At 59.3% G+C, this 16,453-nt stretch carries 14 protein-coding genes; all 14 read left to right on the top strand.

Going from position 1 to position 16,453, the window contains the following annotated elements; all coding sequences use genetic code 11:
- Window positions 1-118 precede the first annotated feature (118 nt).
- The 14 genes from pyrH (at window position 119) to dnaE (ending at window position 16,350) form a co-directional block, all read left to right on the top strand.
- Window positions 119-862 (top strand): UMP kinase, encoded by a 744-nt coding sequence (gene pyrH / locus HX821_RS27650; protein ID WP_003219327.1) that lies wholly within the window; start codon window positions 119-121, stop codon window positions 860-862.
- The gene (gene frr / locus HX821_RS27645; RefSeq protein ID WP_003219325.1) at window positions 859-1,416 is read left to right on the top strand and encodes a ribosome recycling factor; all 558 of its coding nucleotides are present in this window, start codon (window positions 859-861) and stop codon (window positions 1,414-1,416) included. The genes pyrH and frr overlap by 4 nt, the downstream gene beginning before the upstream one ends.
- A 17-nt stretch (window positions 1,417-1,433) precedes the next feature.
- Entirely contained in the window at window positions 1,434-2,189 is a 756-nt protein-coding gene (uppS, locus tag HX821_RS27640) for a polyprenyl diphosphate synthase (protein ID WP_003219323.1), read from the top strand.
- The gene (locus tag HX821_RS27635) at window positions 2,189-2,995 is read left to right on the top strand and encodes a phosphatidate cytidylyltransferase (protein ID WP_008432232.1); all 807 of its coding nucleotides are present in this window, start codon (window positions 2,189-2,191) and stop codon (window positions 2,993-2,995) included. Before uppS ends, HX821_RS27635 begins: the two co-directional genes overlap by 1 nt.
- Window positions 2,992-4,182: a 1-deoxy-D-xylulose-5-phosphate reductoisomerase gene (gene ispC / locus HX821_RS27630; RefSeq protein WP_087694925.1), complete on the top strand. Its 1,191-nt coding sequence runs from the start codon at window positions 2,992-2,994 to the stop codon at window positions 4,180-4,182. Before HX821_RS27635 ends, ispC begins: the two co-directional genes overlap by 4 nt.
- Before the next feature lie 53 nt (window positions 4,183-4,235).
- Entirely contained in the window at window positions 4,236-5,588 is a 1,353-nt protein-coding gene (rseP, locus tag HX821_RS27625; RefSeq protein ID WP_177036983.1) for a sigma E protease regulator RseP, read from the top strand.
- A 74-nt stretch (window positions 5,589-5,662) separates the two neighbouring features.
- Window positions 5,663-8,050, top strand: coding sequence for an outer membrane protein assembly factor BamA (gene bamA, locus HX821_RS27620; RefSeq protein ID WP_008432225.1), 2,388 nt, complete (start codon window positions 5,663-5,665; stop codon window positions 8,048-8,050).
- Window positions 8,051-8,095: 45 nt separating this feature from the next.
- A complete protein-coding gene (locus HX821_RS27615) occupies window positions 8,096-8,599 on the top strand; it encodes an OmpH family outer membrane protein (RefSeq protein WP_003219314.1) in 504 nt (167 codons plus the stop codon).
- Window positions 8,600-8,602: 3 nt separating this feature from the next.
- Window positions 8,603-9,658, top strand: coding sequence for a UDP-3-O-(3-hydroxymyristoyl)glucosamine N-acyltransferase (gene lpxD, locus HX821_RS27610; protein WP_102368229.1), 1,056 nt, complete (start codon window positions 8,603-8,605; stop codon window positions 9,656-9,658).
- A 110-nt stretch (window positions 9,659-9,768) separates the two neighbouring features.
- Window positions 9,769-10,209 carry a 3-hydroxyacyl-ACP dehydratase FabZ gene (fabZ, locus tag HX821_RS27605; protein WP_003219309.1) on the top strand — a complete coding sequence of 147 codons (441 nt, stop codon included), beginning with the start codon at window positions 9,769-9,771 and terminating at the stop codon, window positions 10,207-10,209.
- Window positions 10,206-10,982 (top strand): acyl-ACP--UDP-N-acetylglucosamine O-acyltransferase, encoded by a 777-nt coding sequence (gene lpxA, locus HX821_RS27600; RefSeq protein ID WP_003219308.1) that lies wholly within the window; start codon window positions 10,206-10,208, stop codon window positions 10,980-10,982. Before fabZ ends, lpxA begins: the two co-directional genes overlap by 4 nt.
- Window positions 10,983-10,984: 2 nt before the next feature.
- Window positions 10,985-12,124 (top strand): lipid-A-disaccharide synthase, encoded by a 1,140-nt coding sequence (gene lpxB, locus HX821_RS27595; protein WP_218168064.1) that lies wholly within the window; start codon window positions 10,985-10,987, stop codon window positions 12,122-12,124.
- Window positions 12,121-12,753 (top strand): ribonuclease HII, encoded by a 633-nt coding sequence (rnhB, locus tag HX821_RS27590; RefSeq protein ID WP_177008895.1) that lies wholly within the window; start codon window positions 12,121-12,123, stop codon window positions 12,751-12,753. Before lpxB ends, rnhB begins: the two co-directional genes overlap by 4 nt.
- A 75-nt stretch (window positions 12,754-12,828) precedes the next feature.
- Window positions 12,829-16,350: a DNA polymerase III subunit alpha gene (dnaE, locus tag HX821_RS27585; protein ID WP_177036980.1), complete on the top strand. Its 3,522-nt coding sequence runs from the start codon at window positions 12,829-12,831 to the stop codon at window positions 16,348-16,350.
- The last annotated feature ends 103 nt before the right edge of the window (window positions 16,351-16,453 follow it).

The following is a 16,453-nucleotide window of genomic DNA, read 5'->3' as shown; positions in this document are numbered from 1 at the left end:
GAACTGGCTTACAAAGCCGTGTTCCGATGGCGCTGTGACAGCGTCAAGCTAGAGTGAACGCAGGCCGTAAACGGCTTGCCAAGAATTTTCAAAAAATACGCCGCAGGAGAGATTCGCAATGGCTCAGCAGGGCAGTGGTCATCAGGCTCGCTATAAACGCATTCTACTCAAGCTTAGCGGCGAGGCCCTGATGGGCTCGGAAGAGTTTGGGATCGATCCCAAAGTACTCGATCGCATGGCGCTGGAAGTCGGCCAACTGGTCGGTATCGGTGTCCAGGTCGGTCTGGTGATCGGCGGCGGCAACCTGTTCCGTGGCGCGGCACTCAGCGCTGCCGGCATGGATCGGGTGACAGGCGACCACATGGGCATGCTGGCCACTGTGATGAACGCCCTGGCCATGCGTGATGCGCTGGAACGCGCCAATATCACCGCGATCGTGATGTCGGCTATTTCCATGGTTGGCGTAACGGATCACTATGATCGTCGCAAGGCCATGCGTCACCTGGATGCCAAGGAAGTCGTGATTTTTGCGGCCGGTACCGGCAACCCATTCTTTACCACCGATTCGGCAGCTTGCCTGCGTGGTATCGAGATCAACGCGGACGTGGTGCTCAAGGCCACCAAGGTTGACGGTGTCTACACTGCAGACCCATTCAAAGACCCGCATGCCGAGAAGTTCGATCATCTGACTTATGATGAAGTACTGGATCGCAAGCTGGGCGTGATGGACCTGACGGCAATTTGCTTGTGCCGCGACCACAAGATGCCGCTGCGCGTATTTAACATGAACAAGCCCGGCGCCCTGCTGAACATCGTACACGGCGGCGCGGAAGGGACTCTGATCGAGGAAATCGAACAATGATCAACGAAATCAAAAAAGACGCTCAAGAGCGCATGCAAAAATCCCTGGAATCCCTGAACCATGCGTTTGGCCAGATTCGTACCGGCAAGGCCCACCCAAGCATCCTGGGCAGCGTGATGGTGCCTTACTACGGCGCTGATACCTCGATCACCCAAGTGGCCAACATCACTGTAAAAGATTCGCGCACCCTGCAAGTCGTTGCTTTCGAGCGCAACATGCTCGGCGCCGTCGACAAGGCCATCCAGAGCGCCGGTTTGAACCTCAATCCGACCAACCTGGGCGAGTTGCTGCTGATCTCCATGCCTGCCCTGACCGAAGAAACCCGCAAGGGCTTCACCAAGCAGGCGCGCAGTGCAGCAGAAGACGCACGTGTTGCCGTGCGCAACATCCGTCGTGATGCCTTGGGTGACCTGAAGAAGCTGGTCAAGGACAAGGAAATCAGCGAAGACGAAGAGCGCCGTGCCGTTGCTGATATCGACAAGCTGACTAAAGATGCCGAGGCCCAGATCACCAAGGCCACGGAAGATAAAGAAAAGGACCTGATGGCCGTATAAGGGGTCAGGACGCCTTCATGGAAAAGACCAAGCAGACTGTGCCCTCCGTGGTGCCGCGCCATGTCGCGATCATCATGGACGGGAATAATCGCTGGGCGAAGAAGCGCTTTATGCCGGGCGTTGCCGGGCATAAGGCGGGTGTCGACGCTGTACGAGCCGTGATCGAGGTGTGCGCCGAGGCCAAGGTCGAAGTATTGACCCTGTTCGCGTTCTCCAGTGAAAACTGGCAGCGCCCGGCCGAGGAGGTCAGTGCCTTGATGGACCTGTTCTTCAAGGCCCTGCGCCGCGAGGCCAAGCGCCTGAACGAGAACAACATCAGCCTGCGTATCATCGGTGACCGTTCGCGGTTTCATCCGGAGCTGCAGGCGGCCATGCGCGAAGCCGAGGCGATCACTGCCGGCAGCAACCGTTTTGTGCTGCAGATCGCAGCCAACTACGGCGGCCAGTGGGATATTGCCCAGGCCGCGCAGCGTCTGGCGCGGGAAGTGCAGGCCGGCCATCTGCGCCCGGAAGACATCACCCCCGAACTCTTGCAAACCTGCCTGGTGACCGGCGACCTGCCGTTGCCGGACCTGTGCATTCGTACCGGTGGCGACCATCGCATCAGCAACTTCCTGTTGTGGCAGTTGGCCTATACCGAGCTGTACTTCTCCGACCTGTTCTGGCCGGACTTCAAACACGATGCCATGCGCAATGCGCTGGCCGATTTCGCTTCCCGTCAGCGTCGCTTCGGTAAAACGAGCGAGCAGATCGAAGCTGGAGCCCGGGTTTAATGCTTAAACAACGAATCATCACGGCGCTGATCCTGCTGCCTATTGCCCTGTGCGGGTTTTTCCTGCTTGAAGGTGCGAACTTCGCGCTGTTCATCGGCCTGGTTGTGACCCTGGGTGCCTGGGAATGGGCGCGCCTGGCGGGTTTCGCCGCGCAGTTGCCTCGTGTGGTGTATGCCGCTGTCGTGGCGTTGTTGATGTTCCTGATGTACATCCTGCCGGACGTGGCGCCCTGGGTGCTGGGTGCGGCGGTGTTGTGGTGGGCGTTGGCGACCTATCTGGTGCTGACCTATCCGGGCACCAGCAGTCATTGGTCCAGTGTCGCCTGCAAGCTGGTGATTGGCCTTTTGATTCTGTTGCCTGCCTGGCAAGGCCTGGTCTACATCAAGCACATGCAACTGGGTAACTGGCTGATCATGGCGGTGATGGTCCTGGTGTGGGGTGCCGATATCGGCGCCTATTTCTCCGGGCGTGCCTTCGGCAAGCGCAAGCTGGCGCCGGCGGTCAGTCCGGGCAAAAGCTGGGAAGGCGTGTATGGCGGCCTGGCGTTGACCCTGGTGATTACCGTGGTGGTCGGTGTGGTGCGTGGCTGGACCGTCAAGGAAATGCTACTGGGCCTGGTGGGCGCAGCCGTGGTGGTGTTCATCTCGGTGGTCGGTGACCTGACCGAAAGCATGTTCAAGCGCCAGGCCGGGATCAAGGACAGCAGTAACCTGCTGCCGGGTCACGGTGGCGTGCTGGACCGTATCGACAGCCTGACTGCCGCGATCCCGATCTTTGCCGTACTGCTGTGGATGGCTGCCTCGTGAGCCGCCTGCAACAGGTAACCGTGCTGGGCGCTACCGGCTCGGTGGGGCTAAGCACCCTGGATGTGATTGCCCGTCATCCCGAGCGTTATCAAGTATTCGCCTTGACCGGTTTCAGTCGCCTGAGTGAACTGCTGGCACTGTGTGTGCGGCACGCGCCGCAATACGCAGTAGTGCCCGAAGCGGCAGTTGCACGTGGTTTGCAGGATGACTTGCGCGCTGCGGGCCTGGCGACTCAGGTATTGGTGGGGGAGGAGGGGTTGTGCCAGGTTTCGGCAGACCCTGAGGTCGACACCGTGGTTGCGGCGATTGTCGGCGCTGCCGGCTTGCGCCCGACCCTGGCGGCCGTTGATGCGGGCAAGAAGATTCTGCTGGCCAACAAAGAAGCCCTGGTGATGTCCGGGGCACTCTTCATGCAGGCGGTGCGCAAGAGCGGCGCCGTGCTGTTGCCGCTCGACAGCGAGCACAACGCGATTTTCCAATGCATGCCTGGTGATTTCGCCCGCGGGTTGAGCCAGGTCGGCGTGCGCCGGATTCTGCTGACAGCCTCCGGTGGCCCGTTCCGGCAGACGCCGCTGGCCGATCTGGAACATGTTTCTCCCGATCAGGCGTGCGCTCACCCGAACTGGTCCATGGGGCGCAAGATCTCGGTGGATTCAGCGAGCATGATGAACAAGGGCCTGGAGCTGATTGAGGCCTGCTGGTTGTTCGATGCCCGGCCGGACCAGGTCGAGGTGGTGATCCACCCGCAAAGTGTGATTCATTCCCTGGTGGACTATGTGGATGGCTCGGTATTGGCCCAACTGGGCAATCCGGACATGCGTACGCCGATCGCCAATGCCCTGGCATGGCCTGAGCGGATTGACTCGGGTGTTGCGCCGTTGGATCTGTTTGCCATTGCCCGTCTGGACTTCGAAGCGCCCGACGAGCAACGCTTCCCTTGCCTGCGTCTTGCGCGGCAAGCTGCGGAGGCGGGTAACAGTGCCCCGGCGATGCTGAATGCGGCCAATGAAGTGGCTGTGGCGGCGTTTCTGGACCGGCGCATCCGCTTTCCGCAGATCGCGGGTATCATCGAGGACGTTTTGAGCCTTGAGCCCGTCGTCCCGGTGAATGATCTGGGCGCGGTGTTCGAAGCGGATGCAAAGGCCCGGGCCTTGACCGAGCAGTGGTTGAGCCGCAATACGCGTTAGCCTCTGGGTGTGTTCAAGCCTTCAGGCACTGGATTGAAATGCGGAGAAATTAGATGAGTGCGCTCTACATGATTGTCGGCACCCTGGTTGCTCTGGGTGTGCTGGTTACCTTCCACGAGTTCGGCCATTTCTGGGTCGCGCGTCGTTGCGGCGTCAAGGTACTGCGCTTTTCCGTAGGCTTCGGCATGCCGTTGCTGCGCTGGCACGACCGTCGTGGCACCGAGTTCGTAATTGCGGCCATTCCATTGGGCGGCTACGTCAAGATGCTCGACGAGCGCGAAGGCGAAGTGCCGGCTGATCAGTTGGATCAATCCTTCAACCGCAAGACCGTTCGTCAGCGCATCGCCATCGTCGCGGCAGGCCCGATCGCGAATTTCCTGTTGGCGATGGTGTTCTTCTGGGTCCTGGCCATGTTGGGCAGCCAGCAGGTGCGTCCGGTGATCGGTGCCGTCGAGGCCGACAGCATGGCGGCGAAGGCCGGCCTGACTGCCGGGCAAGAAATTGTTGCAGTTGATGGCGAGCCAACCACCGGCTGGGGTGCCGTCAATTTGCAGTTGGTGCGTCGCCTGGGTGAAAGCGGCATCGTGAAACTGGTGGTGCGCGATCAGGATTCCACCACCGAAACCTCGCGCGAGCTGGCCCTGGATCACTGGCTGAAAGGCTCCGATGAGCCTGACCCGATCAAATCCCTGGGCATTCGCCCATGGCGTCCGGCCTTGCCGCCGGTGCTGGCGGAGCTGGATCCGAAGGGGCCAGCCCAGGCCGCGGGTCTGAAAACCGGCGATCGCCTGCTGGCCCTCGATGGCCAGGTGCTGGGTGACTGGCAGCAGGTGGTCGACCTGGTGCGTGTACGCCCTGATACCAAAATTGTGCTGAAAGTTGAGCGTGATGGTGCTCAAATCGACGTCCCTGTGACCCTGGCGGTTCGTGGGGAAGCCAAGGCAGCCGGGGGTTACCTGGGGGCCGGCGTCAAAGGTGTCGATTGGCCACCTTCGATGGTTCGAGAGGTCAGCTTCGGGCCGTTGGCGGCGATTGGCGAGGGTGCGAGACGCACCTGGACCATGAGTGTGCTGACCCTCGATTCCCTCAAGAAAATGTTGTTCGGCGAGCTCTCGGTAAAAAACTTGAGTGGACCGATAACCATTGCTAAAGTGGCGGGCGCTTCTGCCCAGTCGGGCGTTGTAGATTTCCTGAATTTCCTGGCTTATCTGAGTATTAGCCTTGGGGTTCTGAATTTGTTGCCCATTCCAGTATTGGATGGGGGGCATCTGTTGTTTTATCTGGTCGAGTGGGCGCGTGGTCGCCCCTTGTCGGATCGGGTGCAGGGTTGGGGGATACAGATCGGTATCAGTTTGGTGGTCGGGGTGATGTTATTAGCCCTGGTCAACGATCTGGGACGACTGTAACGCTTCGCTGAATTGCGAATCTGCCGCATTTTGCGGCAGTTTGTTTATTGCCAGTTGGAATAAGAAAGGACTTCATGAAACGTCTGCTGCTAACTGCGGTTCTCACCGTATTGATGATCGCCGAAGTTCACGCCGAGTCCTTCACCATCTCCGATATTCGCGTCAACGGCCTCCAGCGGGTTTCCGCGGGTAGCGTCTTTGGTGCCTTGCCGTTGAACGTCGGGGAACAGGCTGATGACCGTCGCCTGGTGGAATCCACTCGTGCGCTGTTCAAAACCGGGTTCTTTCAAGATATCCAACTGGGTCGCGAAGGTAACGTCCTCGTCATTACTGTCGTCGAGCGACCTTCTGTCGCCAGTATCGAGATCGAAGGCAACAAGGCGATCTCCACTGAAGACTTGATGAAAGGCCTCAAGCAATCCGGCCTTGCCGAAGGCGAGATCTTCCAGCGTGCCACCCTCGAAGGCGTGCGTAACGAACTGCAACGCCAGTACGTTGCCCAGGGTCGTTACTCGGCTACCGTCGAGACCGAAGTGGTGCCGCAACCGCGTAACCGCGTCGGCCTGAAGGTCAACATCAACGAAGGCACCGTGGCGGCCATCCAGCACATCAACGTGGTGGGTAACACCAAGTTTGCTGATGACGACCTGATCGACCTGTTCGAACTCAAGACCACCAACTGGCTGTCGTTCTTCAAGAACGATGACAAGTATGCCCGTGAAAAACTCTCCGGTGACCTGGAGCGCCTGCGTTCCTACTACCTGGACCGCGGCTATATCAACATGGATATCGCTTCGACCCAGGTGTCCATCACCCCGGACAAGAAGCACGTCTATATCACTGTCAACGTCAACGAAGGCGAGAAGTACAAGGTTCGTGACGTCAAGCTCAGCGGCGACTTGAAAGTGCCTGAAGACCAGGTCAAGTCCCTGTTGCTGGTGCAGAAGGACCAGGTGTTCTCGCGCAAGCTGATGACCACCACCTCCGAGCTGATCACCCGTCGCCTGGGTAACGAAGGCTATACCTTCGCCAACGTCAACGGCGTACCGACCCCGCACGACGAAGACCACACCGTGGACATCACCTTCGTTGTAGACCCGGGCAAGCGTGCCTACGTGAACCGCATCAACTTCCGTGGCAACACCAAGTCTGCCGACGAAGTGCTGCGCCGCGAAATGCGTCAGATGGAAGGTGGCTGGGCGTCGACTTACCTGATCGACCAGTCCAAGGTTCGCCTCGAGCGCCTGGGCTTCTTTAAGGAAGTCAACGTTGAAACCCCGGCTGTACCGGGTGTGGATGACCAGGTTGACGTGAACTACGCCGTAGAAGAGCAAGCCTCCGGTTCGATTACCGCCAGTGTCGGTTTCGCCCAGAGTGCCGGCCTGATCCTCGGTGGTTCGATCACCCAGAACAACTTCCTCGGTACCGGTAACAAGGTTTCCATCGGCCTGACCCGAAGCGAATACCAGAGCCGCTATAACTTCGGTTATGTCGACCCCTACTGGACTGCTGACGGCGTGAGCCTGGGCTACAACGCCTTCTATCGCACAACCGACTACAAAGACCTCGACGTTGACGTTGCAAGCTATGCAATCGACAGCTTCGGTGTTGGTGCCAACATTGGTTACCCGATCAGTGAGACCTCGCGTCTGACCTTTGGCCTGACCGCGCAGCAGGACAAGATCAAGACCGGTGTGTACACCGTGGATGAGATCTTCAACTTCGTGCGTAAAGAAGGCGACCAGTTCCTGAACTTCAAGGCTTCGGCCGGTTGGTCGGAATCGACCCTGAACAAAGGCGTACTCGCGACCCGCGGCCATTCCCAGAGCCTGACCCTGGAAGCCACCACGCCGGGCAGCGACCTGTCGTTCTTCAAACTCGACTACCGTGGCCAGTTGTTCCAGCCATTGAGCGAAAACTACACCATGCGCCTGCACACCGAGCTGGGTTATGGCGACGGTTACGGTTCGACCAGCGGCTTGCCGTTCTATGAGAACTACTATGCGGGTGGTTTCAACTCGGTACGTGGTTTCAAAGACAGCACCTTGGGTCCTCGTGGTACCCCAAGCCGTGGCGTGGGTGTGACCGGTAACCAGGGGACTGTGGCTGACTCGGACAACGACCCGCTGCCATTCGGTGGTAACGTGCTGATCCAGGGTGGTGCTGAGATTCTGTTCCCGCTGCCATTCGTTAAAGATCAACGTTCCCTGCGTACTTCGGTCTTCTGGGATGTGGGTAACGTGTTCGACTCCAAGTGCGAACAGGTCACCAACCCGAATGGCTCGAAGTCCAACACGCAGTGCAACGACGTGAGCTTCAGCAACCTGGCAAGCTCTGTCGGTGTCGGTGTGACCTGGGTTACCGCGCTTGGCCCATTGAGCTTTGCTCTGGCCATGCCGGTCAAGAAACCGGATAACGCTGAAACCCAGATTTTCCAATTCTCCCTCGGCCAGACGTTCTAAGCGTCTGACCCAAGATAACGACAACGGATTCTGTAGGAGTGCATCGTGCGTAAGTTGACTCAATTGGTTCTCCTGGCGACTGTCCTGGTAGCGACCCCGGCCTTTGCCGAAATGAAAATTGCCGTTCTGAACTATCAGATGGCGCTGCTGGAATCCGATGCGGCCAAGAAATATGCCGTAGATGCCGAGAAGAAATTCGGTCCTCAACTGACCAAGCTCAAGACGCTGGAAAGCAGCGCCAAGGGCATCCAGGATCGTCTGGTAGCCGGTGGCGACAAGATGCAGCAAGGCGAGCGAGAGCGTCTGGAGCTTGAATTCAAGCAAAAGGCCCGTGACTACCAGTTCCAGTCCAAGGAGCTGAACGAAGCCAAGGCTGTTGCCGACCGCGAAATGCTCAAGCAGCTGAAGCCGAAACTCGACAGCGCTGTGGAAGAAGTCATCAAGAAAGGTGCCTTTGACCTGGTATTCGAACGCGGTGCAGTCATCGACGTTAAACCTCAGTACGACATCACCCGTCAGGTGATCGAGCGCATGAATCAGCTGAAGTAAGCCATGACTGCGACTATCAAGCTCGGCCAATTGGCCGAGTTCCTGGGAGCCACCTTGCGTGGCTCCGCGGAGAAGGAAATCACTGGGCTAGCCACCTTGCAGGAGGCTGGCCCAGCTCAGTTGAGCTTCCTGGCAAACCCCCAATACCGTAAATACCTGGGCGAAAGCCGCGCCGCAGCCGTGCTGCTGAAGGCCGCTGACGCCGAAGGTTTTGCCGGGGACGCGCTGGTTGTTGCCGATCCGTACCTGGCGTATGCCCGGGTGTCGCACCTGTTCGATCCGAAACCCAAGGCCCCCGCCGGTATCCATCCGACGGCGGTGATCGCCGATGACGCTCAGGTTGACCCTGCCGCGAGCATCGGTGCTTTTGTGGTGATTGAAAGCGGTGCACGCATCGGGGCGGGTGTAACGCTGGGTGCCCAGTGTTTTATCGGCGCGCGCAGCGAGATTGGTGCCGGTGGCTGGCTGGCTCCGCGTGTAACCCTGTACCACGACGTGCGTATCGGTGAGCGTGTGGTGATTCAGTCCGGTGCCGTGATTGGCGGCGAGGGCTTCGGCTTCGCCAACTCGAAGGGTGTCTGGCACAAGATTGCCCAAGTGGGCGGCGTGTTGATTGGCGATGACGTTGAAATTGGCGTCAACACTGCCGTTGACCGCGGGGCCCTGGCCGATACCGTCATTGGTAACGGCGTGAAACTGGATAACCAGATTCAGATCGCCCACAACGTGCAGATTGGCGATCACACCGCCATGGCCGCCTGCGTGGGGATCTCCGGCAGCACCAGGATCGGCAAGCATTGCATGCTCGCCGGGGGTGTTGGCCTGGTGGGCCATATCGAAGTGTGCGACAACGTATTCATCACCGGCATGACCATGGTGACCCATTCGATTACCGAGCCTGGGTCCTATTCATCCGGTACGGCCATGCAGCCTGCGGCCGAATGGCGCAAGAGCGCGGCGCGTCTGAGGCAGCTCGACGATATCGCTCGGCGCCTGAAACATCTGGAAAAGCGTGTTGGGGACGTGACCCCTGGCGGTAATGCTTCATCAGATGGCTGATACCATTTCCATATCAAGTGTGCACAGCCGCTAGACTGCCTCCTTGATTTGCTAGAGGGGCGTGCCTTAGTCCGCACGCTCCCAATCTTTATTACAGGCTTCCCCCCGAAATGATGGACATCAACGAGATTCGCGAATACCTGCCTCACCGTTACCCATTCCTGCTGGTGGACCGGGTCACGGACCTCAATGTTGAGGAAAAGCGCATTCGTGCCTACAAGAATGTCAGCATCAACGAACCGTTCTTCAACGGTCACTTCCCTGCGCATCCCATCATGCCAGGCGTATTGATCATCGAAGCGATGGCCCAGGCTGCCGGTATCCTTGGTTTCAAAATGCTCGACCTGAAGCCTGCCGATGGCACGCTCTACTATTTCGTGGGCTCTGACAAACTGCGCTTCCGCAACCCGGTAACTCCGGGTGACCAGTTGATCCTTGAAGCCAAGTTCATCAGCTGCAAGCGCCAGATCTGGAAGTTCGAATGCCAGGCCTCGGTCGACGGCAAGCCGGTGTGCTCGGCTGAAATCATCTGTGCGGAACGCAAACTATGAGTTTGATTGACCCTCGCGCAATCATCGATCCGACGGCCGTACTGGCCGCCGACGTTGAGGTCGGCCCTTGGTCGATCGTCGGCGCAGGTGTGGAAATCGGCGAGGGGACAGTCATCGGGCCGCATGTGATCCTCAAAGGCCCGACGAGGATTGGCAAACACAATCGTATCTATCAGTTCTCATCGATAGGCGAAGACACCCCGGACATGAAGTACAAGGGTGAAGAAACACGTCTGGTAATCGGTGATCACAACATCATCCGTGAAGGCGTGACCATTCACCGCGGTACTGTCCAGGACCGTGCCGAGACTACCCTCGGTGACCACAACCTGGTGATGGCTTATGCCCATATCGGTCATGACAGCGTAATCGGCAACCATTGCATCCTGGTCAACAACACTGCGTTGGCCGGCCATGTGCACGTTGACGATTGGGCGATCCTGTCCGGTTTTACCCTGGTGCATCAGTACTGCCATATCGGCGCCCACAGCTTTTCCGGCATGGGTACCGCCATCGGCAAGGACGTTCCGGCGTTCGTCACCGTGTTCGGCAACCCGGCCGAGGCCCGCAGCATGAACTTCGAAGGCATGCGCCGTCGGGGCTTCAGCGAAGACGCGATCCACGCCCTGCGCCGCGCCTACAAGGTGGTTTACCGCCAGGGGCTGACGGTCGACCAGGCCTTGATCGAGCTGACGGAGCCAGCCGCATTGTTTCCGGAAGTCGCGATATTCCGTGACTCTATCCAGTCGTCGACTCGCGGCATCACCCGCTGATCATGGCCAGGCTGCGTATAGCGTTGGTGGCCGGAGAAGCTTCCGGCGATATTCTCGGTGCAGGCCTGATGCGGGCCCTCAAGCTCCAGCATCCGGCGGTTGAATTCATCGGTGTCGGCGGTCCGTTGATGCAGGCTGAAGGCCTGACGTCCTACTTCCCTATGGAACGCTTGTCGGTCATGGGGCTGGTGGAGGTGCTGGGCCGTTTGCGCGAGCTGCTGGCCCGTCGCAAAAAGCTGATCCAGACCCTGATCGAAGAAAAGCCCGACGTCTTTATCGGAATCGACGCGCCGGACTTCACCCTCAATATCGAACTCAAATTGCGTCAGGCCGGGATCAAGACCGTGCATTACGTCAGCCCGTCCGTATGGGCGTGGCGGCAAAAGCGCGTGCTCAAGATTCGCGAAGGCTGCGACCTGATGCTGACCCTGCTGCCCTTCGAGGCCAGGTTCTACGAAGAGAAGGGCGTGCCGGTGCGGTTTGTCGGGCACACCCTGGCCGATACCATTCCTCTGCAGGCCGACCGTGCTGCCGCGCGTGCCGAACTGGGTTTGCCCGAAGGTCCGCTGGTGGCCTTGATGCCGGGGAGCCGTGGCGGCGAAGTCGGTCGTCTCGGCGCGCTGTTTTTTGATGCAGCCGAACGCCTGCAGGCGCTGAAGCCGGGTGTGCGCTTCGTATTGCCATGCGCCAGTCCTCAGCGCCGTGCACAAATTGAAGAATTGCTGGTAGGGCGCAACTTGCCGTTGACCCTGCTCGACGGCGGCTCGCACCTGGCACTGGCGGCGTGCGATGCGGTGCTGATCGCCTCCGGCACTGCGACCCTGGAGGCCTTGCTCTACAAGCGCCCGATGGTTGTGGCCTATCGCCTGGCGCCGCTGACCTACTGGATTCTCAAGCGTATGGTCAAAAGCCCCTACATCTCCCTGCCGAATTTGCTGGCCCAGCGTCTGTTGGTGCCCGAGTTGTTGCAGGACGATGCGACGCCTGAGGCGTTGGCGCAAACCATGCTTCCGTTGATCGATGGCGGCGAAGAGCAGACCCGTGGTTTCGACGAGATCCACCGCACCTTGCGCCGTGATGCGTCGAACCAGGCGGCGGACGCTGTGCTGACCTTGATCGGCCATAAACAGGAAACCCTATGAAGACGCAAATGGGCCTGGATTTCAGCCTGGTCGCCGATGCCCTTGATCTGGTTGCCGGTGTTGACGAAGTCGGTCGCGGCCCGCTGTGCGGCGCAGTCGTCACCGCCGCAGTGATTCTCGACCCGAACCGCCCGATCCTCGGCCTGAACGATTCGAAGAAACTTACCGAGGCCCGTCGTGAAAAGCTCTATGACGAGATCTGTGAGAAAGCCCTGAGCTGGCACATCGCCCGGGCTGAGGTCGAAGAAATCGACGAACTGAACATCCTGCACGCCACCATGCTGGCCATGCAGCGCGCTATTGAAGGCCTGCACATCACGCCCAAAATGGCGATGATCGACGGCAACCGCTGCCCGAAGCTGACGATGCCCGCAGAAGCGGTGGTCAAGGGTGATAGCAAAGTGCCGGCGATTGCCGCTGCATCGATCCTGGCCAAGGTCAGCCGTGACCGTGAAATGGCGGCTTTCGAATTGATCTATCCCGGCTACGGCATCGGCGGGCACAAAGGCTATCCAACGCCCGTTCATCTGGAAGCTTTGGCTCGCCTGGGCCCGACCCCGATCCACCGCCGCTCGTTTGCCCCGGTTCGCCAGGCTTTCGAGGCTCGGGAAAGCCTGATCGAGGTTTAGCAGCAAGGCTGATGTTTTTGCCAAGGCCCGGTACAATCCGGGCCTTGTTGTCTCCACGTTTTGTACAGGATCACTATGCCGGCTTCATTCGTTCACCTGCGCCTGCACACTGAATACTCCCTGGTCGACGGCCTGGTACGGATCAAACCCCTGGTCAAAACGCTGGTGGGCATGAACATGCCTGCCGTGGCGGTGACCGACCAGAACAACATGTGTTCCCTGGTCAAGTTCTACAAGGCCGCCATGGGCGCCGGCATCAAGCCGATCTGCGGTGCCGACCTGTGGCTGTCGAACAAGGACCCGGATAACCCACTGAGCCGCATCAGCCTGTTGGCGATGAACGGCGTGGGTTATCGCAACCTCACCGAACTGATTTCCCGTGGCTTTATCGATGGCCAGCGCAATGGCTCGATCATCATCGAGCGCGAGTGGGTGGCCGAAGCCAGCGAAGGGCTGATCATGCTCTCGGCGGCCAAAGAGGGTGAAATCGGTATCGCGCTGTTGGGCGGTAATCCTCATGAGGCTGAAGTGCTCGCCCGTGAGTGGATGGAGGTGTTCCCCAACCGTTTCTACCTGGAAATCCAGCGCACCAACCGCCCCAACGATGAAGAGCAGTTGCACGCCGCTGTGGCCCTGGCTGAAAAGCTTGGCGCGCCGCTGGTGGCGACCAACGATGTGCGCTTTATCAAGAAGGAAGACTTCGAGGCCCACGAAACCCGCGTATGCATCGGCGAAGGCCGGGCGCTGGACGATCCGCGCCGCTCGAAGAACTACAGCGAAGAGCAGTACCTCAAAAGCGCCGATGAAATGGCCGAGCTGTTCAGTGACCTGCCCGAGGCCCTGGAAAACTCCGTCGAAATCGCCAAGCGCTGCAATATTGAAGTGAAGCTGGGCAAGCACTTCCTGCCCAACTTCCCGATTCCCGATGGCATGACCATCGACGAGTATTTCCGCAAGGTGTCCTTCGACGGCCTCGAAGAACGCCTGAGCGTCCTGTTGCCCAAGGACACCACGCAAGATTACGAGGCCAAGCGCCAGGTCTACGTCGACCGGCTGAATTTCGAGCTGGATATCATTATCCAGATGGGGTTCCCCGGTTACTTCCTGATCGTAATGGACTTTATCCAGTGGGCCAAAAGCAACGGCGTGCCAGTGGGCCCAGGCCGTGGATCGGGTGCCGGGTCGCTGGTGGCCTATGTGCAGAAGATCACCGACCTCGACCCGCTGGAATATGACCTGCTGTTCGAACGTTTCCTTAACCCGGAACGGGTATCGATGCCCGACTTCGACGTTGACTTCTGCATGGATGGTCGCGACCGGGTTATTGAATACGTGGCCGAGAAATACGGGCGCAACGCGGTAAGCCAGATCATCACCTTCGGTTCCATGGCGGCGAAAGCGGTAATCCGCGACGTGGCCCGGGTGCAGGGCAAGTCCTACGGCCTGGCTGACCGCCTGTCGAAGATGATTCCGTTTGAAGTCGGCATGACCCTGGAAAAAGCCTACGAGCAGGAAGAAATCCTGCGGGACTTCATCAAGGTCGATGAAGAAGCGGCTGAAATCTGGGACATGGCGCGCAAGCTCGAAGGCGTGGTGCGTAACGTCGGTAAACACGCCGGTGGTGTAGTAATCGCGCCTACCAAGCTGACCGACTTTTCGCCGATCTATTGCGACGAAGAAGGCGACGGCCTGGTAACCCAGTTCGACAAGGACGACGTGGAGGCGGCCGGCCTGGTGAAGTTCGACTTCCTCGGCCTGCGTACCCTGACGATCATCGACTGGGCGCTGAAGACCATCAACCGCGACCGCGCCAAGGTCAATGAGCCACCGCTGGATATCGCGTTTATCCCGCTGGATGACAAGCCGACCTACAGCCTGCTGCAAAAAGCCGAAACCACGGCCGTGTTCCAGCTTGAATCCCGCGGCATGAAAGAGCTGATCAAAAAGCTCAAGCCCGACTGCCTGGAAGACTTGATCGCACTGGTGGCCCTGTTCCGTCCGGGCCCGCTGCAATCGGGCATGGTGGATGACTTCATCAACCGTAAGCACGGGCGTGCCGAGCTGGCTTACCCGCACTCCGACTACCAGTACGAAGGTCTCAAGCCGGTACTGGCACCGACCTACGGCATCATCCTGTATCAAGAACAGGTGATGCAGATTGCCCAGGTCATGGCCGGCTACACCCTTGGCGGTGCGGACATGCTGCGTCGAGCCATGGGTAAGAAAAAGCCCGAGGAAATGGCCAAGCAGCGCGGTGGCTTCATTGAAGGTTGCGCCACCAACAACATCGATGCCGACCTGGCCGGTAACATCTTCGACCTGGTGGAAAAGTTCGCCGGTTACGGCTTCAACAAATCCCACTCTGCCGCCTATGGCCTGGTGTCTTACCAGACTGCGTGGCTGAAGGCTCACTACCCGGCGCCGTTCATGGCGGCGGTACTGTCTGCGGATATGCACAACACCGACAAGGTCGTGACCTTGATCGAGGAAGTGCGCACCATGAAGCTGCGCCTCGACGCGCCGGACGTGAACACTTCCGAGTTCAAGTTCACGGTGAACGACGAAGGCCGCATCATCTATGGCCTCGGCGCGATCAAGGGCGTGGGCGAAGGCCCGGTGGAGGCGATTACCGAAGCGCGTCAGGACGGGCCGTTCAAGGACCTGTTCGATTTCTGCGCCCGGGTCGACCTCAAGCGCATCAACAAACGTACTCTGGATGGCTTGATCCGCAGCGGCGCCCTGGATCGCCTGGGCCCGTACTTCCACGATGAGCCGAAGGCGTACCAGGCCAATATCGACCGCAACCGCGCGGTATTGCTGACCGCCATGGAAGAAGCGATCAAGGCCGCCGAGCAGACCGCACGCACCCACGACAGCGGCCACGCCGACCTGTTTGGGGGGCTGTTCGTCGAAGAAGATGCCGACGTCTACGCCAACCATCGCAAGGCCAAGGACCTGACCCTCAAGGAGCGCCTCAAGGGTGAGAAAGACACCCTGGGCCTGTACCTCACCGGTCACCCGATTGACGAATATGAAGGTGAAATCCGGCGTTTCGCCCGCCAGCGCATCATCGACCTGAAGCCGGCGCGGGATACCCAGACCGTCGCAGGCATGATCATCGCGCTGCGGGTGATGAAGAATAAAAAGGGCGACAAGATGGGTTTCATCACCCTCGACGACCGCTCGGGCCGGATCGAAGCCTCGCTGTTTGCCGATGCCTTCCATTCCGCCCAGTCGCTGTTGCAGACCGACGCGATGGTGGTGGTGGAAGGGGAGGTCAGCAACGACGACTTCTCCGGCGGCCTGCGCCTGCGGATCAAGCGCGTGATGAGCATGGAAGATGCTCGCACCAACCTGGCCGAAAGCCTGCGCCTGAAGGTCAAGACCGATGCGCTCAAAGGTGATCAGCTACGCTGGTTGGGTGACTTGCTTAAACGCCACCGTGGCGCCTGCCCGGTGACCATGGAGTACACCGGCAACGACGCCAAGGCGATGTTGCAGTTTGGCGAGACGTGGCGAATTGACCCCGCCGATGGCTTGATTCAAGCATTGCGTGACCAGTTCGGGCGTGACAACGTCTTCCTCCAATACCGTTGACGGTCAGGCAGTACGAAGATCGCCTGATCTCGACCGAACATTTAATCTCGACCTAACCGCGCCTCTCCCTTAAGGTAGGGCGCGAATAGACAACCGGCTGGCC

The sequence above is a fragment of the Pseudomonas sp. B6001 genome (assembly GCF_013386015.1).
Taxonomy (GTDB): domain Bacteria; phylum Pseudomonadota; class Gammaproteobacteria; order Pseudomonadales; family Pseudomonadaceae; genus Aquipseudomonas.
This window is presented reverse-complemented; position numbering and strand designations above follow the sequence as displayed.

Excerpts from the sequence above, each read along its gene's own strand:
- pyrH (WP_003219327.1), top strand. The coding sequence starts at position 119 with ATGGCTCAGCAGGGCAGTGGTCATCAGGCTCGCTATAAACGCATTCTA.
- frr (WP_003219325.1), top strand. The coding sequence starts at position 859 with ATGATCAACGAAATCAAAAAAGACGCTCAAGAGCGCATGCAAAAATCC.
- uppS (WP_003219323.1), top strand. The coding sequence starts at position 1,434 with ATGGAAAAGACCAAGCAGACTGTGCCCTCCGTGGTGCCGCGCCATGTC.
- HX821_RS27635 (WP_008432232.1), top strand. The coding sequence starts at position 2,189 with ATGCTTAAACAACGAATCATCACGGCGCTGATCCTGCTGCCTATTGCC.
- rseP (WP_177036983.1), top strand. The coding sequence starts at position 4,236 with ATGAGTGCGCTCTACATGATTGTCGGCACCCTGGTTGCTCTGGGTGTG.
- bamA (WP_008432225.1), top strand. The coding sequence starts at position 5,663 with ATGAAACGTCTGCTGCTAACTGCGGTTCTCACCGTATTGATGATCGCC.
- lpxD (WP_102368229.1), top strand. The coding sequence starts at position 8,603 with ATGACTGCGACTATCAAGCTCGGCCAATTGGCCGAGTTCCTGGGAGCC.
- fabZ (WP_003219309.1), top strand. The coding sequence starts at position 9,769 with ATGATGGACATCAACGAGATTCGCGAATACCTGCCTCACCGTTACCCA.
- lpxA (WP_003219308.1), top strand. The coding sequence starts at position 10,206 with ATGAGTTTGATTGACCCTCGCGCAATCATCGATCCGACGGCCGTACTG.
- lpxB (WP_218168064.1), top strand. The coding sequence starts at position 10,985 with ATGGCCAGGCTGCGTATAGCGTTGGTGGCCGGAGAAGCTTCCGGCGAT.
- rnhB (WP_177008895.1), top strand. The coding sequence starts at position 12,121 with ATGAAGACGCAAATGGGCCTGGATTTCAGCCTGGTCGCCGATGCCCTT.
- dnaE (WP_177036980.1), top strand. The coding sequence starts at position 12,829 with ATGCCGGCTTCATTCGTTCACCTGCGCCTGCACACTGAATACTCCCTG.